Here is a 19,500-nt window from a genome sequence, read left to right as displayed (position 1 = left end):
GCGAGCGGCTTCCCACCCGCATGCGGAGGCGCTAAGCCACGTGGCACCTTTGCGCGCGAAAGAGGAGTCATGACCGAGCGAGAGCTGTGGGAGCGGTACCAGCGTTACCTGTGCGTCGTGCCGTCCGTGGGGTTCTCGCTCGACATCTCGCGCATGCAGTTCCCCGCGGACTTCCTGGAGCGGATGCGCCCGCGCATGGAAGAGGCCTTCACGGAGATGGAGGCGCTGGAGAAGGGCGCCATTGCCAACCCGGACGAGAAGCGCAAGGTGGGCCACTACTGGCTGCGCGCGCCGGAACTGGCGCCGGATGCGGGGCTGAAGAAGGAAATCACCGACACGGTGGCGGCCATCCACGCCTTCGCGCGCGACGTGCACGCCGGCACGGTGAAGCCGCAGAAGGCGCAGCGCTTCACGCACCTGCTGGTGGTGGGCATCGGCGGCTCGGCGCTGGGGCCGCAGCTGGTGGCGGACGCGCTGGGCACGGCGCGGGACACGATGAAGGTGTCCTTCTTCGACAACACGGACCCGGACGGCATGGACCGGGTGGTGGCGCAGCTCGGTGACGGACTGGCCGAGACGCTGACGCTGGTCGTCAGCAAGTCGGGCGGCACCAAGGAGACGCGCAACGGCATGCTGGAGGCCGGGCACGCGTACCAGGCGAAGGGGCTCGACTTCAGCAAGCACGCGGTGGCCGTCACGGGCGCGGGCAGCGAGCTGGACGGCACCGCGAAGAAGCAGGGCTGGCTGCGCACCTTCCCCATGTGGGACTGGGTTGGCGGGCGCACGTCGGTGCTGTCGGCGGTGGGCCTGTTGCCGGCAAGGCTGCAGGGGCTGGACATCGACGGGATGCTCGCGGGCGCGCGGGAGATGGACACGGCGACGCGGCAGCGGGACGTGCAGAAGAACCCGGCCGCGCTGCTGGCATTGATGTGGCACCAGGCGGGCGAAGGGCGCGGCGCGAAGGACATGGTCATCCTGCCGTACAAGGACCGGCTGCTCCTGATGTCGCGCTACCTCCAGCAGCTCGTCATGGAGTCGCTGGGCAAGGAGCTGGACCTGGACGGCAAGGTGGTGAACCAGGGCATCGCCGTCTACGGGAACAAGGGCTCCACGGACCAGCACGCGTACGTGCAGCAACTGCGCGAGGGCGTGCACAACTTCTTCGCCACCTTCATCGAGGTGCTGAAGGACCGCCAGGGGCCCACCTTCGAGGTGGAGCCCGGCGTCACCAGCGGGGACTACCTGCTGGGCTTCCTGCTGGGCACGCGCCGCGCGCTGTTCGAGAAGGGCCGCGAGTCGCTCACCCTCACCGTGCCGGACGTGAGCCCGCGCACGGTGGGCGCGCTGATTGCGCTGTATGAGCGCGCGGTGGGCTTCTACGCCAGCCTCGTGCACATCAATGCCTACCACCAGCCGGGCGTGGAGGCGGGCAAGAAGGCCGCGGGTGTGGTGCTGGAGCTGCAGCGCAAGCTGACGGCCCGTCTGGGCGAGGCCCGCGCGGAGGCCCGCTCCGCCGAGCAGCTCGCCGCCGACATCGGCATGCCGAACGAGGTGGAGACGGTGTTCAAGGTGTTGGAGCACCTGGCCGCCAATCCGGACCGGGGCGTGCAGCGCTCCGGCGGAGCGAGCCCGGCGGAGGCACGGTTCCGCGTGAAGTGAAGTGAGGGGAGCCCGGGTCCCCCCGGGCGTCCTCCGTCCCCGCGAGCCCGCCTGTTCCCGAGGGCTCGCGGCTCCGCGAAGTGAGGGGGCCCGCGTCCTCGGGCGCCCCAGGCCCCGCCCTCCGTCCCCGCAAGCCCGCCCGTTCCCGAGGGCTCGCGGCTTCGGGAAGGGCCCGTCCGTGCGCGGGAGCCCACGCCGCCCTCGGACTACCGCGCGCCGGACTCCTGGCCCGCGAGCCCCGCCCGCTCCTTCCGGCACAGCTCCACCACCCAGTCGGAGGCGGCGCGCACGCGGGGGCTCTTCTGCAAGTCCTTGTGGAACACCAGCCACAGCGGCCGCTTCGCCAGGACTCCCGCGCCCACGCGCGTCAGCCGTGAGTCCCGCTCCCCACTGAGGCATGGCAACAGCGCCACGCCGAGCCCTGCCGCGGCTGCCTCGCGCAGGACGACCGAGCTGTTGCTCTGGAGCAGCCGTCGCGCGCCCGCCGTCAGTCGCTTCAGCTCCTCGGACTCGGCACCGGAGGTGAGGGAGGCGCGGTAGACGAGCACGCAGTGCCCGTGGAAGTCCCCGGGCCGGGGCGCGCCGTGGCGGCGCAGATAGCCGCGCGCCGCATACATGGCGAAGGCCACCTCCCCTACCTTGCGCACCACCAGCGCATCTCCTCGGGGCGGCGCCAGTCGCAGCGCGAGGTCCGCGTCGCCGCGCTGGAGGTCCACCAGCTCGCTGCCCGACACCAGCTCCAAATCCAACCCGGGGTGCAGCGTGTGCAACTCTCCCAGGCGCGGAGCAAGCAGGGCCTGGGCAAGGTATTCGGTGGCGGTGAGGCGCACGGTGCCCACGGCGCGGGCCTCCGTGGCCACCGCATCGTGCAGGAGGCGCAGCCCGTCCTCCATCTCCCGCGCCCGGACCACCACCGCCTCCGCGGCCTCCGTGAGGGCGAGCGCCCGGGCGCCGCGCAGCACCAGCCGCGTGCCCAGCGACTTCTCCAGCGCGTCCAGCCGCCGCCCCACCGTGGTGGCGTCCACGCGAAGCTCGCGCGCCGCGCCCGCGAGCGAGCCCTGGCGCGCCACCGCCAGCAGGTACCGCAGGTCATCCCATCGCAAATCCATGCCTGCAATGATGCAGCAAAGTGCTGCATCCATGCAGCCCTGCCGGAGTTATCCCCGCGATGCGGGGGCACGCACGGCGGCCCCACGCGGACAGGAGGACGGACATGTCTCACGCGGCGACGCTGGAGCAGTCGGTGGGCCCGGCAGTGCGGAACACGGCGGAGGACGAGGCAGGCCTCACGCTGGACACCGGCCCGGGAGTTCCCTTCCCCATCCGGGCGCGCGACGGTTACGCGCTCTCCGGGACGTGTTTCCCCCACGCGGGCGCGGAGCTGGGGGCCGTGGTGCTCATCGGCTCCGCCATGGGGGTGCGGCAGCGGTACTACTCGCGCTTCGCCGCGTACCTCGCCGGGCGGGGCCTGCCCACCGTCACCTATGACAACCGGGGCATCGGCGGCTCGCGGCCGGCGTCGCTCGCGGGCTTCGGGGCGCGGATGGAGGACTGGGGAGCGCTGGACCTGGCGGGCGCCATCGACACCGTGCGCGAGCGCTTCCCGGGCCGCCGCATCCTGCTGGTGGGGCACAGCGCGGGCGGACAGTTGCTCGGGCTGGCGGACAACGCGCGCGAGGTGACGGCGCTGCTCCACGTGGCGTCGGGCTCCGGCTACTACCGGCTGTTCCCCCAGCGGCTGCGCATGGAGTTCAACTGGCGCGTCATGGCGCCCCTGCTGGTGAAGTCCTTCGGGAAGCTGCCCGGCTGGGCCGGCACCGCGGAGGACCTGCCCGCGGGCGTGGCCGCACAGTGGGCACGTTGGTGCCTGGCCCCGGACTATCTGTTGAGCGAAGGCGGCGAGCCGCGCCGCGAGGCCTACGCCTCGCTGTACCTGCCGCTGCGGGCCTACAGCTTCACGGATGACCCCTTCGCCTCGCCCGAGGCGGTGCGCGCGCTGCTGTCCTTCTACGCGGATGCGCTCGTGGACCACCGGCTGCTGTCCCCGAAGGAGCTGGGCAGGCCCATTGGCCACTTCGGCTTCTTCCGCGAGCCCTTCCGCGGCTCGCTCTGGGCGGACGCCGCCGACTGGCTCGCGGACAAGGCGCTGTCCCCGAGGTACGCGCGGGGAGCCTGAAGCGCCCCGCGCTCACCGCGTGGCGCGCGACACCCGCGGCACGCCTGGGAGCAGGTAGAGCCCTGGGCGTGCTCGCCCGGACGTTCGGGCCTCCATGTGACAACCCGGCCACCGGCCGAAGCGGTAGAACCCGGGCCCATGGACCTGGAGCTCAGAGGAAGGGCGGCCCTCGTCACCGGCAGCAGCCGGGGCATTGGCCGGGCCATCGCCACCGCGCTGGCGCGGGAGGGCGCGCGGGTGTGCCTCACCGCGCGCGGCGCGGAGGCGCTGGAGGCCACCGCGGCGGAACTGCGTGCCTCGGGCGCGGACGTCACCCCCGTGGTGACCGACGTGGCCACGCAGGCCGGCGCGGTGGCGGCGGTGGACGCGGCGGTGCGGGCCTTCGGCACGCTGGACATCCTCGTCAACAACGTGGGCGGCAGCGGCGGCGCGGGCGCGTTCGACTCCGCGACGGTGGCGCAGTGGGCCTCCGTCATGGACCGCAACCTCATGTCCGCCGTGTGGTGCAGCCAGCGCGCGGTGGAGGTCATGCGCGAGCGGGGCGGCGGCTGCATCATCCACATCAACTCCATCTACGGCCGCGAGTACGCCACCAGCGCGCCCTACACCACCGCCAAGGCGGGCCTCACCGCGCTCACCAAGGAGATGGCGGTGGACCTCGCCCGCCACCGCATCCGCGTCAACGGCGTGGCGCCGGGCTCCATCCTCTTCCCCGGCGGCAGCTGGGACAAACGCCGGCAGGCGGACCCGGAGAAGGTGGCGAAGCTCGTCCGCGACGAGCTGCCCTGGGGCCGCTTCGGCGCGCCGGAGGAGGTGGCGGACGTGGTCGCCTTCCTGTGCTCCGAGCGGGCACGCTGGGTGACGGGGGCCACCCTCCCGGTGGATGGAGGACAGGGCCGTGCCTTCTGACGGCGAGCGTTGGCGCGCTGTCGTGTTATGCAGGGCCCCTCGCATGAGGCCGCACGCGTGCTGAAGCTCTACAAGAAGGAAGGCGACTCGCTCCGCTACTGGGAGGCGTGGGTGCACGAGGGCGTGCTCACCGTGCACCAGGGCCAGGTGGGTCAGGTGGGCGAGGAGCGGCAGCAGCCCGTGCCCGCCGACGAGGACCCGGACATGGCCATCGCCGAGGCCGCCGGCCCGCTGGTGGACGAGGGCTATGACGAGCCCGACCCGGACTCCATGCACACCCTCGTCGTCCAGTACGTCGTGGAGGGCAAGGGCTCCGGCCATGACCTGGAGAAGCGCGTCGCCGTGGAGGAATTGCTCACGGATGCACTCGGCTGGACGGGCAATGGCGAAGTCGAAGGCGGCGAGATGAAGGAGCAGCGCCTCAGCGTGCACTGCCGCGTCATGGACCCGGACGCGGGCGTGCGCACCACGGTGGAGGCACTGGACTCAGAAGACCTGCTCGAAGGGGCCAGCATCCTCGTGGCCCTCGGGGACGAGGAGCCGAAGGCCGTCTGGCCTCCACCGGCGTCCTGACGCGTGCGACTCAGGCCCCGGCCGCGCGGCGGCGGGGGCTGCTCTTGCGGCGGGCGCGCGCGGCCAGGTCGCGGGACATCATGGCCAGCGTGGTGGTCTCCAGGCTCTGCTTGAAGGCGGACTCCGCGCGGCCCACCACGCCCTCCAGGTACTCGGCCACCATGGGGGCCATGTCGCAGGACTGGCTGGGCCCGGTGGGGTAGCGGCCAAGCAGCTCCGCGTCCTCCTCCACCGCCTCGTACACGTCGCGGAGGGTGATTTCCTCCGGGCCGCGCGCCAGGGACACACCGCCGCCCACGCCGCGCTTCGTCTCCACCAGGCCCGCGCGCGCCAGGTCTCGCAGCAGCCGCCGCACCACGACGGGATTCGTCTGGATGCTGCGCGCCATGCTCTCGGACGTCAGCGAGCCTTTCGCCTCACGCTCGGCGCAGGCCAGCATTCCCAGCATGTGCGCGGCCATGGTGAAGCGGCAGTTCACGTGTCTTCCACCCTCGGATGAAACCCATGGGTGACGTATCGCCCTGGGATTGCGCGCGCAACCCCTCGCGTGGAAAGGCGCGACGGCATGTCGACCCGGCACCCGCACCGCGCGTCCGGGAGGGGTGACTCCAGGCCTCCGCTCGCGGAAGGCCCGAGAGTGGACAAGGGCGCGTAAACACTGACTTCCAGGACGGCCTGCCCAGGCTGCACGAGGCCCTCGGACCTCCGCTCCCCTGCCCTCCTTCAGGGCGGGGAGCGGATGGCGGGGTGCGACACGGACACAGAAGCCAGAGCCCTACCGCGTCATGTCCATGGTGTTCACCGCCAGCTCGGCCACGTCGTCGGAGGACAGCTCCGCGCGTGCCACCCGGTCCTCCTCATCGCGGTCGAGCAGGCCGTTCTCGTCATGGTCCACGCCGATGCGCCACTCGGTGCCGGCGGGGACGACGGTGTACGTCAGCTCACTGCCCTCGCGGGCGCGGGCCATCAGCACGTAGGCGTTCACCTTCTCCGACGCCCGGTCCGACTGGAACATGCCCTTGCCCGCGTAGGCGAAGCCGCGCACCTGGCCCTTCTGGCGACCGCTCACCACCAGGCCCACCCGGCCCTTCTCCGCCAGGGACATGAAGAGCATCACGCGGCCCAGCTGCGCGGGAGTGGACCCGGTGGAGCCCAGCGTCACCTGCTGGCCCACCGCCGCGTGCGTGTCCTGGCTGTCCGGCCCCGGCGGCAGGAAGAACTCCGTGGCCGAGCCCTTCGGCAGGTCCGAGCCCGAGAAGGACAGGAGCAGCGCCACCAGGTCGGCGACCTCCTGGTCATTGTTCGGGAAGAAGGTGGGCTCGGTGACGAAGCGCGCCAGCGAGTCCACGCTGCCGTCGTGGATGAAGCTGAAGCCCGCGAGGCTCTCCTTCTGCGTCAGCTCCAGGCCCACCTTCTCGTAGAGGTTGCGCAGCTGCGGCACCTTGAGCGTGACGTTGGTGCTGCCGTCGGTGGACACGAGCGCGTGGTGGAACTCGCCCTTCTCCCCGCGCGGCAGGTCCATCCACATGGCGCCGTTGAACTGCATGTTGGTGGCGACGCCCGAGGGGAAGGTGTGGCACGTGTTGCACGCGAAAATCCCCTGCGCGAGCAGGCGCGGCGGGCGGAAGATGGCCATGCCGTTGGCCGCGTTGCCGTTGGGCAGCTGCTGGCCCGCGGGGCCGAAGCGGCCGGTGGTGAAGTGGCCCGGCAGCGGCAGGTTGCGCGGCAGCGAGTTGTCCAGCTCGCGGAACGGGTTGGGCGGGAAGGTCAGCGTCGCGAGGTAGGAGCGCAGCTCCGCCATCTCCTTCGGGGTGAGCTGGGTGTCGTCGCCCTGCAGGTGCTGGAACGCGGGGTTGAACTCCTCCAGGCTCGCGCGGTCTCCACGCCAGTGCAGCGGCTCCTTGCCGATGATGTCCTGGAGCGTCTGCGTCGTCATGGGGCCCTTCATCGGGTGCCACGACTCGAAGGGCGGCATCCCCAGGCCCATGCCCAGGTTCTGCCCGTCCAGCGCCTTCACCGTGCCCGAAGGGTCGCCGAGGTCCCACGCCAGCCGGTCCATGCGCGCGTCCACGTGGCACGACGCGCAGGACAGGTGCCCCAGGCCGGACGTCTTGTGCGTGTCGTACAGGTGCTTGCGGCCCGCTTTGATTGCGGCGGGCGACGGGTCGAAGAACGGCACCCGGGAGACTTCACGGAGGCGGTCCGTGCTCAGCACGGAGAGGCTGGCACCGAAGCGGTTGAGCACGTAGAGCCGCTGCCGGTCCGCGTCGAAGACGATGCCCGTGGGGCCCTCGCCCACCGTCACCTGCGCCAGGCGCGAGCCGCCCGGGCTCATGGCCACCACGTTGTTGGAGCCCATGCCCGTCACGTAGGCGCGGGCGCCGCTGGAGTCCCACGTGACGCCGCGCGGGTCGCCGACGGACAGGTTGCGCACCGCCTGCGGCACCGTGGGCGTGGAGTAGTCCAGGTGCGGGTTGAGGTCATGCACCGCGCGGGCGCCGGGCCGGCGCGGGTCCACCACCGCCATCAGCACGCGGAGGAAGCGGCCGTTGACGTTGGGCTCGAAGCGCACCTCGTTGGTGGCGTCCGTGCCCACCACCGTGACGGAGCCCGAGGGGTGCACGGCCAGCGCCATGTTGAGGTTCATCAGCCGCGTGGCGTAGGTGACGCCCAGGGTGTCGGTGTCGATGATGGCCAGGTCCCGGTCCGGCATGTCCCACCCCGTGACGCGCCCCGACGCCGAGGCGTGCGCGCCGCTCACCAGGTCCGTCCAGTCGCCCCGGTTGTCGTCCATCCACCGGCCCCGGGCGTCCTTCTTCACGATGAGGCCCACGGCGGGCGGCGGCGGGTTGGCCGGGTTGAGCGCCGGCACGAAGGCCGTGCCCGCGTTGGGCGGCGGGTTGATGCCGCCATAGGGGCCGCGCGCGTCGCCCACGCCGTTGGGAGGGAAGGCCTCCGGAATCAGCGAGCCGCCGCCGATGAGGGTGCTGCCGTTGCCGGACTCGAAGATGGCGGCGTAGACGAAGCGGCCGTCGGCGCTCGCGGCGAGGGCGCGCGGGTCCTCGCCCTTCAGGGTGATGCGCCGGGGCTCCTTGTCCGGGCGGTGCGGGTCCACCACCAGCACGCGGTTGACCTGCGAGCAGGTGATGAAGGCGCGCTCCGGGCGGCCCGCGAAGATGACGTCCGCGGGCTCGTCGTCCGTCTGGACGGTGGCGCGCACGTAGCCCTTGCGCAGATCGACGATGCTCACGCTGTCGGAGATGTGATTCACCACCCAGGCCTCGGAGTTGCTGCGCGCACGCACCGACACCGGGTCCAGGCCCACGGGGATGGAGGCCACCAGCTCCGGCCCGCGCTTCGACGTCAGGTCGAACACCATGAGCCGGTTGTCAGCGGTGTTGACCGCCAGCAGGCGCGAGCCGTCCGGCGTCAGGTCCAGCGGGTGGACGTGCGGGTCCTCCCAGTTGACGAAGGAGCTCGAGGCCTGTGAGGCCCCCGGAGCCAGGACCGCGAGGAGACTCAACAGTACGACGGCGCGAGTGATGACACCCATGCGGCGACCTCCGAGTCAGGAGCAGCGGTGCTTCTCCATTGTCTGCCTTTATCAACGCAATGAGTGCAAGTCCTTGCGTGAAGCAAACGCAGAACCACATCCGCCGCCATGGGTTTGTTTCACTCGTAAGCCAGAGCTACGCGCGGCCTGGACGCCGTCACGGCCCGTCACACCCCGAGCAAATCCAGACACGGCAAAGCTACAGCCAGCCCATCCTCACGCGGTGGGCTGTCGCGGCGCGGCGCGTGGTGCGAAGCCCCGGACGCACGGCGCGAAAATCCCTGCGCACGGCGTCCAGCAGGACGGAACTTTTACGGCACTTGACTCGGAATGAGAAAACGAGACGCCGGGAGAACACCCGCGACTTCAAACCAGACAATCCATGTCTGGCCAAAGCTCGCGGGCTTTCCACGAGTAGCACGAAAGACAATCAGAGCCTGTGAAACAGTTCACTTCCCCGCGCGAGCGGAGGGCGCGGGCCCCGGCCGGAAGACGCGGAAGAGGAGCGCGAGCGAGGGCAGCACGGTGAGCGCGCCCACGACCAGCGCCACCAGCAGCATGCGCTGCGCGGTGGGACCCGACGCGGCGCTGCTCAGCGTGACGTCCGGCACCACGAGGTACGGGTGCTGCGACGCGGCCCACCCGAGGACGATGAGGCCCGCCTGCGTGGCCGCCGCCACGCGGGCCCACTTGAAGCGCCGCGTCCACAGCAGGGCGAAGGCCGCCACCGCGGACAGCGCGGTGCCCGCGTGCAGCGCCAGCGCGAAGGGCGAGTGCAGCAGGCCCTGCCACACCCGGGGCGCGCCCTCGCGAGCGAAGACGAGCACCGCCAGCGCCGCGAGGAAGACGGCCCCACCCGCGCCCAGCGCACGCAGGCGGAAGTCCTCGCGCAGCTCCGGCGTGGGTGCCTCGTGCGTGAGGTACACCGCCGCCAGGAAGGCGAAGAGGCACAGCGCCAGCGCGCCCACCACCCACGCGAAGGGGGTGAGCCACGGCCCGAAGAAGCCGCTCACCACCGCGCGGCCCTCCACGCGGATGTCACCGCCCACCACCGCGGCCACGCACATCCCAAGGAGCAGCGGCGCGATGACGCTGGCGATGCTGAAGACGAGTCCCCACTGCCGCTGCACCGCGTCCCCGCGCGTGTCGTACGTGCGGAAGGTGAAGGCGGCGCCCCGGAAGACGATGCCCAGCAGGAGCAGCGTCAACGGCACGTGCAGCGCCACGCTGAGCACCGCGAAGGCGCGCGGGAAGCCGGCGAACAGCAGCACCACGCCGACGATGAGCCAGATGTGATTCACCTCCCACACCGGGCCCAGCGCGTGGGCGATGAGCGCCCGCTGCTCCTGCTTGCGCGGACCGGAGGCGAGCAAATCCCAGACGCCGCCGCCGAAGTCCGCGCCGCCGAAGAGGGCATAGAGCACGAACGTCCCCGCCACCGTGAAGCCCAGCAGCAGCTCAGTGCCCATGCGCGCCTCCGAAGCGGACCTGGAGGACGAACGTCCGCGCCACCGCGAAGCCTGGCAGCTCAGTGCCCATGCGCGCCTCCCACGGACCGACCCGGCAGTGTGCCCGCCACCTGCCGCACCATCAGGAACACCACGGTGACGCCGAGGAAGAGGTACACGGCGGTGAAGGTCCAGAAGGGCGCCGCCAGGTGCGGCACCGGCGTCACCGCCTCCGCCGTGCGCATGACGCCCCGGAGAATCCACGGCTGCCGTCCCCACTCGGTGACGAGCCACCCCGCCTCCAGCGCCACCACCCCGAGCGGCCCCGACAACAGCCACGCCCACGTCATCCGCCGCCCGGAAGGCCACGCCTTCTTGCGCCACCGGTACGCCAGCGTCACCAGCGCGAGCAGCGCCATCAGGCTGCCCGTGCCCACCATCATCTGGAAGGCCAGGTGCACCTTCGCCACCGGTGGCCACTCGTCGCGGGGGAAGTCGTTGAGCCCCTTCACCTCCGCGTCCGGGTCCGCGAAGGCGAGGATGGACAGCCCCTTCGGAATCTCGATGCCCCAGGGCACCGTCCCCGTCTCCACGTCGGGCAGCCCGCCCACGAGCAGCGGCGCGCCGCGCTCCGTCTCGAAGTGGCCCTCCATGGCGGCCAGCTTCACCGGCTGCGCCTTCGCCACGTGCTTCGCGGAGAAGTCTCCCACCACCGGCTGGAGCAGCGCGGTGAGGCACGCGAGCGGCAACGCCACGGTGAGCGCCTTGCGGTGGAAGTCCGCGCCCGGGTGGCGCAGCAGCACGAAGGCGTGGATGCCCGCCATGGCGAAGGCGCTCGCCTGGTAGCAGGAGAGCAGCACGTGCGTCGTCTGGTACTGCCAGCCGGGGCTGAACATGGCCACCAGCGGCTGCACGTCCGTGGGCCCACCCGGGCCAGGCGTGAAGCCCGACGGGTTGTTCATGAACGTGTTGACCAGCGTGACGAAGAACGCGCTGGCCGCGCCGCTCACCGCCACCATGACGCCGGAGAACAGGTGCAGCCCCGGCGACACCCGCTCGCGCCCGTACAGGTAGATGCCCAGGAAGATGGCCTCGGTGAAGAAGGCCACGCCCTCCAGGCTGAAGGGCAGCCCAATCACCTCGCCGTACTGCCCCATGAACTCGGGCCACAACAGGCCCAATTCGAAGGACAGCACCGTGCCGCTCACCGCACCCACCGCGAAGAGGATGGCCGTCCCCTTCGCCAGCTTCTGGCTGAGCAGCCGGTAGTCGCCGTCCCCCGTGCGCCGCGCCTTCAAGTCACTCAGCACCATGAGGACCGGCAGCGCCACACCCGCCGCCGCGAAGACGATGTGGAACGCGAGCGACAGGCCCATCTGCGCCCGCGCATAGAGCAGGTCCGTCATGGAAATCAGTCTGCTTTATGCGCGGTTTTGTCGCAATTACGTATTCTACTTCTACCCTCCAGCGGAGTTGGGCTTCTGCCCCACGGGCACCAGTGAGCGCACGGAGTTCTGGGCGATGCGGGTGGCGAGCGCGGTGGCGAAGATGAGCACGAGCTTGCGCCCCAGCTCCACGCCGAGCGGGCGCTGCTTCGCGGCGTAGGCCACCGTCTCCGGGTGCGCCCAGGCGCGCTTGAGGGCAATGCGGCGCTCGCGGCGCAGCTTCTCCTCGCGGTGGCTCGAGCGGTAGATGGCGTAGCCCACGCCCAGCCCCACGCCAATCATCGCCACGGCGCCCACGCCGATGAGGACGTCTTTGTGCTGTGCCGCCTGGTAGCGCACGCTGAGCGCGCGCTCGCGGCGGCGGTCCAGTTCCTCCAGCGTCAGCAGCAGCTCGTCGCGGATGCGGTCCGCCGTCTGCTCCACCTGCTTCCGGTCATCCATGCCCCGGGTGATGTGGTGGTCGACGTGCCGTTCAATCTCCACCGGCCCGCCAGCCTCCTTGTCGCGGCCGTTGCCGTTCATTGCAGCGTCTCCCGCGTGAGCTGGTAGTCCATCTTCAGCCGATCCTGCGTGTGCGCCAGCGGCTTCTTGGGCAGCCGTTTGACACCCAGGAACAGCAGGAGGCCCGCAATCGCCAGCACCGCCACGCCCATCACCAGCACGTTCCAGGGCTCGGCCATCGGAATGGCCAGCCCGGCGCCCACGACGAGGCAGGACAGGGCGATGAGCGACAGCACCGCGCCCACCCCGATGAAGATGCCCGCGGTGCGCGCGGCCTTCAGCTCGTCACGCAGCTCCTTCTTCGCGTGCAACAGCTCGGCCTTCACCAGCAGGCGGGACTCCGCCAGGGCATGCCGGATGAGCTCCGCCGTGGAGAGCGACTCCAGTTGACTGCGCTCCAGGCGTTCCGATTCGAGGTCCACGACGTGTGCCTCCTGCGATGACTTCGCGGGTTCGCCGTGCGCTCGCAGGCCTGGCCGGCACCCATGCGGCCCCGCTCCTTCGCACAAGGTGGGCAGCAGTCGCTCATGGGAGAAGTCCCAGCCCTGGGGGGAGGCATGGCCGCCTGCCTGCCCTCCAGCCGGCACCCCTACCGGAACCGGACGGAGCTCAGCGACGGCGGTGGTGGGCCAGCGCGGTGGCCAGCGTCTCGCGCACCTGGCGGGCGCGGAAGAGGCGGTCCGCGGTGTCCACGAGGTTCTCCGAGTACAGCACCTGCTTGCGCAGGCGCGCCGGAATCGCGCGCGTGCCCAGGTGCGCGCCAATGAGGGCGCCGGTGAGGGCCGCGGCCACGTCCGCCTCGCCGCCACAGCGCAGCGTGAGGGCCACGGCCTCGCGGAAGTCGTGCGGCACCTTGAGCGCCGCGTACAGCGAGGTGAGCAGCACCGGCACCACGTGCGCCGGCAGCCCGTCCACGCCCTTCAGCTCACTGGGGGGCACGCCCACCTTGCGCAACTGCCCCAGCGCGCGCACGGTGTCCCAGGTCAGCAGGCGTGGCAGGTGGCGCACCTCCTCGGCCAGCCCCTTGTCGTGCACCGCCGCCGCCAGCGCCAGCTCCTCGCAGAAGGCGGCGGGGGTCAACGCCTCCTCCTCCATGCCCAGCGCGGCGGCCTGCGCGAAGGCGGCCGCGGCGGCGGCACAGATGGGGTCCTTGTGGGTGATGACGGTGAGCACGCCCGCGTCGTGCGGCAGGCGCGCGCGGTGGCCACTCTCCAGGAGGCCCACCACCAGCGCGCGGCTGAGCACCGACGGGCACTTCGTGCCCAGCGACGCGCCCGCGCTCATCCACGGCGTGCCACCGGCCAGCCGCTGCAGCGCGTCCGCCAGGCTCCTGGGCGGCTGGAGGATGATGCCCTCCTGCCACAGCCACGCCAGGTGCGCCGCCGCGCTGCGCCCGTCCACCTTGCCCTCGCGGATGACGCTCTCCGCCGCGGCGAGCAGCAGCTGCGTGTCGTCGCTGAACTGGCCCTTGGCGAACTTGCCGCGCGGACGGGGCGCGAAGTCATCCGCCAGGTTGGGCAGCCGCGCGAGACTCGCGGGCGGGATGCCGCGCAGCGGGAAGCCGAGCGCATCACCGATGGCGAGCCCCACGAACGCCGCATGGAACCTGTCCTGGCGCTCGGCGGGAGTCAGCGGCATGGGGTCGTGGAGATTAACCGAGGCTCAGGGCCGGACGGCCAGCGAGAAGCGCGCGAAACGCGCGCACGCGATGAAGGGAGAAATCGCGCGGGGACTTGACGCGCACACGTCAGTTGAGGTGGTGCGCCGCGTGCGCGGCGGTCCGTCCCCATACACCAACTGACGCGCGGTCATCACCGTCCACCCTCCATCCCTCGCCACCACCTGCCGGGTGCGTGCGCGGAGGGGCTGACTACCGCAACCAGCACGCGCGCGGCAAGCCCGGACCCATGCACGCATGCGCGCACCTGCACACGTGTCCAACTCCGGAAGTTCCACGCGCGCCACACATGGCGCACAAGGAACGCACGGGTCGCAGCGGCGCGCGGGTGTCGGCACCTGCGTCGTCGCGTCACGACACGCGCCGTCACATCCAGGTCGGACGGTGCGGAGCACTCCGAGCGCCTGCCAGGTCACGGCCCGGTCCGCCCCGGGCCTGACTCGAGAGACGGCCGCCATGGACCGGGAATGGCACGAGCAGGCGGGTGTGCATCGCCTGGTGGCTCTCCCGCTGCACGACCCGGAAGCGGTGCCCATGTCCACCGCCCCGTCATAGACGCCGCGTCTGCGCCGGGAATACTACGCGCCCCCGTCATGCCCCCTCCACGACCCACTCCGGTGCGCGCCGTCCTGCTGCTGCTGTTGCTCGTCACCCCGTGGGCCGCGGCGGCCTCGGCGGAGACCGTCAAGCTCGGCTTCAACTACCCCCGCACCGGCCCCTATTTCGCGGAAGGGCTGGACCAGCTGCGCGCCGCGCAACTGGCCCTGGACGAGGTCAACGCCGCGGGCGGAATCCTGGGCCGGCGGGTGGAGCTCGCCATCCGTGACACCCGCGGCGACGCCAGGGTGGCGCGGGCCAATGCGGTGGAGCTCGTCGAGAAGGAAGGCGCGGTGATGCTCTTCGGCGGCTCGTCGTCCAGCGTCGCCGTCGCCATGGGGGAGGTCGCCGAGGAGAAGGGCGTGCCCTTCTTCGGGACGCTGACGTACTCCAACGCCACCACCGGCGGCGACGGGCACCGGCACACCTTCCGCGAGTGCAACAACGCGTGGATGGCGGCGAAGGTGCTCTCCAAGCACCTCAACGCCCGCTTCGACGGCAAGAAGTACTTCTACATCACCGCGGACTACACCTGGGGCTGGAGCACCGAGGAGTCCCTGCGGCGCTTCACCGGCACCGCGGACACGGCCGTCCACCAGGGCGTGCGCACGCCCTTCCCGGTCTCCACCGCCGAGGACTTCAAGCGGGCCCTGCGCGCCGCCCAGGCGGCGAAGCCCGACGTGCTGGTGCTGGTGCTGTTCGGCCAGGACATGGTGAACGCCATCAACATCGCCTCGGGCTGGGGCCTCAAGCAGCGCATGCAGCTGGTGGTCCCCAACCTGACGCTGGCCATGGCCGAGGGCGCTGGCCCGGAGAACATGGCCGGAGTCGTCGGCACGGTTCCGTGGAGCTGGGAGATTGCCTGGCAGTTCCGCTTCGAGGGCGGCATCCAGTTCGTCGAGGCATTCGCTCGGCGCTACGGGCGCTACCCGTCCACCGCGGGCGCGTCCGCGTACACCATCGTCCACGAATACAAGGCGGCCGTGGAGCGCGCGGGCACCTTCGGCGGGAGTGCCGTGGTGCGGGCGCTCGAGGGCCACCGGTACACGCGCCTCAAGGACGCGCAGGAGTGGCGCGCCTTCGACCACCAGTCGCTGCAGACGGTGTACGTGGTGCGCGGCAACCCTCCGGACGTGGTGCGCGCGGACAAGTACCGGCTCCGCTACTTCGACGTGCTGGACCAGATGACGGGCCAGGAGGCGGCGCAGACGCGCGGGGAGTGGGAGGCCGAGCGCCGCGCGGCGAAGAAGCCGCCCACCCTCGAGAAGCTCGCGGACGAAGGGACGGGAGTACGATGAAGCTGAGACTTCGGAGCGTTGGATGGAAGCTCCTGCTGCCCACCTTCGCCCTGCTGACGGCGCTGCTCGGCGGGCAGGGCGTGTACCTGGTGCATGGCATGCGCGAGATGAACGAGACCGCGCTGGAGCACCGGGGGCAGGCCATGGCGGACCTCCTCGCGAACATCGGCCGGGACTCCGTCTCCTATTACAACCTGCGCAACCTGGACCTGCTCACCACGCAGGTGACCCGGGCGCCGGAGGTCGTCTTCGCGGCCTTCCATGACGAGTCGGGCAAGCTCCTCACCCAGCAGGAGTCGCCGCCCACCGAGCCCGTCGCGAATGCGGCGCTGCTGCGCTACGAGCGCGCCCTCCAGGACGCGGACGGCCGCCCGCTGGGGACGCTGCGCATGTACTTCACCCGCGAGGCGATTGAGCAGAGCACCCGGAGGGGCCTCGTCCTCGTGCTGGGCTGCGTGCTCGCCACCCTGGTGGCCGCGGGCCTCGGCATCGCGCTGCTCATCCGGCACCTGCTGCGGCCGGTGCGCGAGCTGACGCGCGTGGCCGAGGAGGTGGTGAGCACCGGCGACCTCCGTCAGGACATCCGCGTGGACTCGGTGGATGAAATCGGCCGGCTCTCCGCCGCGTTCGCCGAGATGATAGCGAAGATGCGCGAGGCCCTGAGCAACCTCCAGACGTCCTCACGCCGGCTGGACGAGTCCGCCACCCAGCTCACCGCCGCCACCCACGACCAGGGCGAGACGCTGTCGCGCCAGGCCAGCGCCCTGCAGCAGACCCACACCACCGCCAACGAGATTCAGCAGACGTCCACGCTCGCGGCGCAGAAGGCCCGGGACGTGCTCGAGGTGATGGAGCACGCGGACCAGGCCTCCCGCGAGGGCGCGTCCGCCGTCGACAACGGCATCCAGCGGCTGGGCGAGATTCGCGAGCAGGTGGAGCAGATGACCGGCCGCATCACCCGGCTGTCCGAGCGCACCCGGCAGATCGCCACCATCACCGGCACGGTGAAGGACCTGGCGGACCAGTCCAACATGCTGGCCCTCAACGCCGCCATCGAGGCCGCGCGCTCCGGCGAGCACGGCAAGGGCTTTGGCGTGGTGGCGCGGGAAATCCGCTCGCTCGCGGACCAGTCCATCCAGGCGACGCAGCGCGTGCGCGACGTGCTCGACGACATCAGCGCCGCCATCCACGAGGCGGTCGGAATGAATGCGAGCGGGATGCTGCGCATCGAGACCGGCCTGGCCGAGGTGCGCGTCACGGGTGACAGCCTGCGCCAGCTCTCCGGCATCGTGAAGGAGAGCACGGTCGCCGCCCGGCAGATTTCCGCGGTCGTCTCGCAGCAGGGCGCGGGCGTCCATCAGACCTTCCTCGCCCTGGGCGAGCTGCAGAAGATGATGGACGAGTCGATGGCGCGCCTCGAGTCCACCCGGCGCGCCGCCAGTGTGGTGAGCGAGGTGTCCCGCGCGGCCGCCCGCGTGGTGGAGCAGTACCAGGTCCAGTGAGCCTTCGAGGGGGCTCGCTCACGCAGCCCCCGCTCCGCTCACGCGTCGTCGCGCCCCAGGTTGACGACGGCCTGCAGCCGCGCCAGCACCGCCTGCGCGCCCTGGTGCAGGTGCGTGCCGTCCCACAGCGCGGGCGTGGTGTGGCCACCCCGCCGGAGCCAGTCCTCTTCCGCCTCGCGAAACGCCACGTTGCGGAAGGCCACGCGGTCCTCGAGTGCATAGTCGACGACGTAGCGCCGCGCCTCGGCGGAGGGCGGGTCGGCGATGCGGTGGAACAACTCCAGCGTGCCGGACGTCATGTCACCCCGCGCGCGCGGGCAGGAAGAAGTCCGCCAGGTCCGGGCGCGAGCGCTCCAGCAGGTCCGCGAGCGTGTACCCGTCCAGCACGCCGAGGAAGGCCTCGCGTGCCTCGGCCAGCACGCCCTTGAGGCCGCACGCGGGGGTGATGGGGCACCCGTTGCGCTCGCGGTCGAAGCACTCCACCAGGTGGAAGTCCGGCTCGGCCGCGCGCAGCACCTTGCCCACGTTGATGTCCTTCGGCTCGCGCCCCAGCGTCACCCCACCCGAGCGCCCCGCGCGCGCGTCCACGAAGCCCTGCCCCGCCAGCGTCTGCACCACCCGCACCAGGTGGTGCTTGGAGATGCCGTACGCGTCCGCAATCTCCTGCGTGGACGAGGGCTTCTCACGACGGGTGGCCAGGTAGAGCAGGACGCGCAGCGAGTAGTCGGCGTGGAGGGTGAGGTGCACGGTCAGCGGACTCCGGTGGCGGGGGTTGTAGCAACCTCCGCCTTGGGAGCGCTCGGCAGGAAGGAGTCCGCGTGGAGGTCCTTCAGCGAGAGCCCCGACAGGAAGAGCTTCTTGCGAAGGGATAACACCAACTGGGGGTCTCCGCAGAGGTACGCCCGGAAGCCTACCGGCTTCGGACACTCGGCGCGGATGAGCACGTCGAGCGGCCCTTCCGCGACGTCCCGGCTGCCGCCCGCCAGCACGCCCGGCCGGTAGTGGAGCTGCGGGTGGCGCTCGGCCAGCTCACGCAGTGCGTCTCGAAGGTAGAGCCCCTCCGGCCCGCGCGCCCCGTGGAAGAGCCAGATGGGACCGGAGTGACCCGCCTCCAGCGCGTCGCGGACGATGCCGTACAGCGGCGCCAGGCCGGTGCCCGTGCCGGCCAGCAGCAGCGGTTGCTCGGGGCGGCCCGGGACGTAGAAGCAGCTCCCCGCGGGACCCTGGAGCTGCACGGCGTCTCCCGGCCGCGCCACGCCGGCCAGCCAGCAGCTCATCGCTCCGCCCGGGAGGAGGCGCACGTGCAGCTCCAGCTCGCCCTCGCGCGGCAGGCTCGCCAGGGAGTAGCTGCGGGTGAGCCCGTCCGCGCGCACCAGTGACACGTACTGCCCGGCGCGGTACTCGAAGGGCACGTCGGTGACGAGCCGCACGCGCAGCACGTCCGAGGACAGCAGCGTCAGCGAGGAGATTCGCGCCGGCACCCGCAGCGCTTCCGCGCCCGCCACCTCCAGCTCCGTGCCCGCCGGAGGCCGGCAGGTGCACGCGAGGAAGTAGCCCTGGGCCACGAGCGTGTCCTTCAGCCCCACGCGCGCGGCCTCCGGCACCGTGCCGCGCTCCGCCTTCATCAGGCAGGACTGGCAGGCACCCGCGCGGCAGGAGTTGGGGACGGACACGCCCTGGCGCAGCAGCCCGTCCAGGACGCTCTCCCCCGACTCCAGCGGATACCACCGCGACTCATGTTTCACCTTCGCCATTTCGAGCCTCGACAGTCCTAGCGGTTGAGCACGTCCGCGCGGGCGCTCTCCGCGATGGCCAGCACGCGCGCCACCAGTGGCGCTGCGACGCCGAGCTCCTCCAGCGTCTCCTTGAGGTGGCCCGCCACCGCGTCGAAGTGCGTGTCATTCAGCCCGCGTGCCACGAGGTGCGCGTGCCCCGCGCGCATGTCCCGGCCCGAGTAGCTCGACGGCCCGCCCGTCACCATGGTGAGGAACGCCTTCTGCTTGGCCGCCTGGCGCTCCATGTCCACGTCCTCGAAGTAGTGGCTGATGCGGTCGTCCGAGAGGACCTTCCGGTAGAAGACCTCCACCGCCGCCGCCATCGCCGGCTCCCCGCCAATCTGCTCGTAGACGCTCTTCATCGCCGCTGCGTTCATGTCCTTCAC

The 19,500-nt window shown here is 71.4% G+C and carries 18 protein-coding genes; 6 read left to right on the top strand and 12 right to left on the bottom strand.

The annotated features are described in order from the left end of the window. Positions 1-69 precede the first annotated feature (69 nt). Positions 70-1,659, top strand: a complete 1,590-nt coding sequence (locus OV427_RS24885; RefSeq protein WP_267858655.1) for a glucose-6-phosphate isomerase — start codon at positions 70-72, stop codon at positions 1,657-1,659. Between the two features lie 206 nt (positions 1,660-1,865). Here OV427_RS24885 and OV427_RS24880 read toward each other — a convergent pair whose 3' ends face one another. After that, entirely contained in the window at positions 1,866-2,768 is a 903-nt protein-coding gene (locus OV427_RS24880) for a LysR family transcriptional regulator (RefSeq protein WP_267858654.1), read from the bottom strand. A 104-nt stretch (positions 2,769-2,872) separates the two neighbouring features. Between OV427_RS24880 and OV427_RS24875 the strand changes: the two genes are divergently transcribed. The 3 genes from OV427_RS24875 (at position 2,873) to OV427_RS24865 (ending at position 5,317) form a co-directional block, all read left to right on the top strand. Then, positions 2,873-3,835 carry an alpha/beta fold hydrolase gene (locus OV427_RS24875; protein ID WP_267858653.1) on the top strand — a complete coding sequence of 321 codons (963 nt, stop codon included), beginning with the start codon at positions 2,873-2,875 and terminating at the stop codon, positions 3,833-3,835. Positions 3,836-3,973: 138 nt separating this feature from the next. After that, positions 3,974-4,744: an SDR family NAD(P)-dependent oxidoreductase gene (locus tag OV427_RS24870; protein ID WP_267858652.1), complete on the top strand. Its 771-nt coding sequence runs from the start codon at positions 3,974-3,976 to the stop codon at positions 4,742-4,744. A 57-nt stretch (positions 4,745-4,801) separates the two neighbouring features. Then, positions 4,802-5,317, top strand: coding sequence for a hypothetical protein (locus tag OV427_RS24865; RefSeq protein ID WP_267858651.1), 516 nt, complete (start codon positions 4,802-4,804; stop codon positions 5,315-5,317). A 10-nt stretch (positions 5,318-5,327) separates the two neighbouring features. Here OV427_RS24865 and OV427_RS24860 read toward each other — a convergent pair whose 3' ends face one another. From OV427_RS24860 to OV427_RS24830, 7 genes are all read right to left on the bottom strand, one after another. After that, complete coding sequence (locus OV427_RS24860; protein ID WP_267858650.1) at positions 5,328-5,795, bottom strand: RrF2 family transcriptional regulator; 468 nt, start codon at positions 5,793-5,795, stop codon at positions 5,328-5,330. 297 nt (positions 5,796-6,092) lie between these two features. Next, positions 6,093-8,870, bottom strand: coding sequence for a hypothetical protein (locus OV427_RS24855; protein ID WP_267858649.1), 2,778 nt, complete (start codon positions 8,868-8,870; stop codon positions 6,093-6,095). 449 nt (positions 8,871-9,319) lie between these two features. Next, complete coding sequence (locus tag OV427_RS24850) at positions 9,320-10,339, bottom strand: cytochrome d ubiquinol oxidase subunit II (RefSeq protein ID WP_267858648.1); 1,020 nt, start codon at positions 10,337-10,339, stop codon at positions 9,320-9,322. Positions 10,340-10,398: 59 nt separating this feature from the next. Further along, positions 10,399-11,724 carry a cytochrome ubiquinol oxidase subunit I gene (locus OV427_RS24845; RefSeq protein WP_267858647.1) on the bottom strand — a complete coding sequence of 442 codons (1,326 nt, stop codon included), beginning with the start codon at positions 11,722-11,724 and terminating at the stop codon, positions 10,399-10,401. A 51-nt stretch (positions 11,725-11,775) separates the two neighbouring features. Further along, positions 11,776-12,285 carry a hypothetical protein gene (locus OV427_RS24840; protein ID WP_267858646.1) on the bottom strand — a complete coding sequence of 170 codons (510 nt, stop codon included), beginning with the start codon at positions 12,283-12,285 and terminating at the stop codon, positions 11,776-11,778. Beyond that, the gene (locus OV427_RS24835) at positions 12,282-12,686 is read right to left on the bottom strand and encodes a phage holin family protein (RefSeq protein ID WP_267858645.1); all 405 of its coding nucleotides are present in this window, start codon (positions 12,684-12,686) and stop codon (positions 12,282-12,284) included. The genes OV427_RS24840 and OV427_RS24835 overlap by 4 nt, the downstream gene beginning before the upstream one ends. Before the next feature lie 187 nt (positions 12,687-12,873). After that, positions 12,874-13,902, bottom strand: a complete 1,029-nt coding sequence (locus OV427_RS24830; RefSeq protein WP_267858644.1) for an ADP-ribosylglycohydrolase family protein — start codon at positions 13,900-13,902, stop codon at positions 12,874-12,876. A 633-nt stretch (positions 13,903-14,535) separates the two neighbouring features. Between OV427_RS24830 and OV427_RS24825 the strand changes: the two genes are divergently transcribed. Together OV427_RS24825 and OV427_RS24820 are read left to right on the top strand one after the other, a co-directional pair. Beyond that, entirely contained in the window at positions 14,536-15,837 is a 1,302-nt protein-coding gene (locus tag OV427_RS24825; RefSeq protein ID WP_267858643.1) for a substrate-binding protein, read from the top strand. Continuing rightward, a complete protein-coding gene (locus OV427_RS24820) occupies positions 15,834-17,339 on the top strand; it encodes a methyl-accepting chemotaxis protein (RefSeq protein WP_267858642.1) in 1,506 nt (501 codons plus the stop codon). The genes OV427_RS24825 and OV427_RS24820 overlap by 4 nt, the downstream gene beginning before the upstream one ends. Before the next feature lie 38 nt (positions 17,340-17,377). On the opposite strand, the gene OV427_RS24815 is transcribed toward OV427_RS24820, so the two are convergent. Genes OV427_RS24815 through OV427_RS24800 form a run of 4 tightly spaced genes read right to left on the bottom strand, consistent with a single transcriptional unit; the run spans position 17,378 to position 19,491 of the window. After that, on the bottom strand, positions 17,378-17,638 hold the full coding sequence (locus OV427_RS24815; RefSeq protein WP_163991950.1) for a hypothetical protein: 261 nt from the start codon (positions 17,636-17,638) through the stop codon (positions 17,378-17,380). Between the two features lies 1 nt (position 17,639). Continuing rightward, positions 17,640-18,086 (bottom strand): RrF2 family transcriptional regulator, encoded by a 447-nt coding sequence (locus OV427_RS24810; RefSeq protein WP_267858641.1) that lies wholly within the window; start codon positions 18,084-18,086, stop codon positions 17,640-17,642. A gap of 2 nt (positions 18,087-18,088) precedes the next feature. Continuing rightward, a complete protein-coding gene (locus tag OV427_RS24805) occupies positions 18,089-19,093 on the bottom strand; it encodes an FAD-binding oxidoreductase (RefSeq protein ID WP_267858640.1) in 1,005 nt (334 codons plus the stop codon). A gap of 17 nt (positions 19,094-19,110) precedes the next feature. Further along, positions 19,111-19,491: a group I truncated hemoglobin gene (locus tag OV427_RS24800; RefSeq protein WP_267858639.1), complete on the bottom strand. Its 381-nt coding sequence runs from the start codon at positions 19,489-19,491 to the stop codon at positions 19,111-19,113. Between the last annotated feature and the right edge of the window lie 9 nt (positions 19,492-19,500).

Source organism: Pyxidicoccus sp. MSG2, from assembly GCF_026626705.1.
In the GTDB taxonomy this organism is placed as follows: Bacteria; Myxococcota; Myxococcia; order Myxococcales; family Myxococcaceae; genus Myxococcus.
The sequence above is the reverse complement of the archived record's forward strand: the minus strand, read 5'-3'. Positions and strand labels throughout refer to the sequence as shown.

Bases quoted from the DNA above. Each gene is read 5' to 3' on its own strand.
- OV427_RS24825 (WP_267858643.1), top strand. From the start codon at position 14,536: ATGCCCCCTCCACGACCCACTCCGGTGCGCGCCGTCCTGCTGCTGCTG.
- OV427_RS24800 (WP_267858639.1), bottom strand. From the start codon at position 19,491: ATGAACGCAGCGGCGATGAAGAGCGTCTACGAGCAGATTGGCGGGGAG.
- OV427_RS24815 (WP_163991950.1), bottom strand. From the start codon at position 17,638: ATGACGTCCGGCACGCTGGAGTTGTTCCACCGCATCGCCGACCCGCCC.
- OV427_RS24830 (WP_267858644.1), bottom strand. From the start codon at position 13,902: ATGCCGCTGACTCCCGCCGAGCGCCAGGACAGGTTCCATGCGGCGTTC.
- OV427_RS24875 (WP_267858653.1), top strand. From the start codon at position 2,873: ATGTCTCACGCGGCGACGCTGGAGCAGTCGGTGGGCCCGGCAGTGCGG.
- OV427_RS24855 (WP_267858649.1), bottom strand. From the start codon at position 8,870: ATGGGTGTCATCACTCGCGCCGTCGTACTGTTGAGTCTCCTCGCGGTC.
- OV427_RS24885 (WP_267858655.1), top strand. From the start codon at position 70: ATGACCGAGCGAGAGCTGTGGGAGCGGTACCAGCGTTACCTGTGCGTC.
- OV427_RS24840 (WP_267858646.1), bottom strand. From the start codon at position 12,285: ATGAACGGCAACGGCCGCGACAAGGAGGCTGGCGGGCCGGTGGAGATT.
- OV427_RS24820 (WP_267858642.1), top strand. From the start codon at position 15,834: ATGAAGCTGAGACTTCGGAGCGTTGGATGGAAGCTCCTGCTGCCCACC.
- OV427_RS24880 (WP_267858654.1), bottom strand. From the start codon at position 2,768: ATGGATTTGCGATGGGATGACCTGCGGTACCTGCTGGCGGTGGCGCGC.
- OV427_RS24850 (WP_267858648.1), bottom strand. From the start codon at position 10,339: ATGGGCACTGAGCTGCTGCTGGGCTTCACGGTGGCGGGGACGTTCGTG.
- OV427_RS24870 (WP_267858652.1), top strand. From the start codon at position 3,974: ATGGACCTGGAGCTCAGAGGAAGGGCGGCCCTCGTCACCGGCAGCAGC.
- OV427_RS24805 (WP_267858640.1), bottom strand. From the start codon at position 19,093: ATGGCGAAGGTGAAACATGAGTCGCGGTGGTATCCGCTGGAGTCGGGG.
- OV427_RS24845 (WP_267858647.1), bottom strand. From the start codon at position 11,724: ATGACGGACCTGCTCTATGCGCGGGCGCAGATGGGCCTGTCGCTCGCG.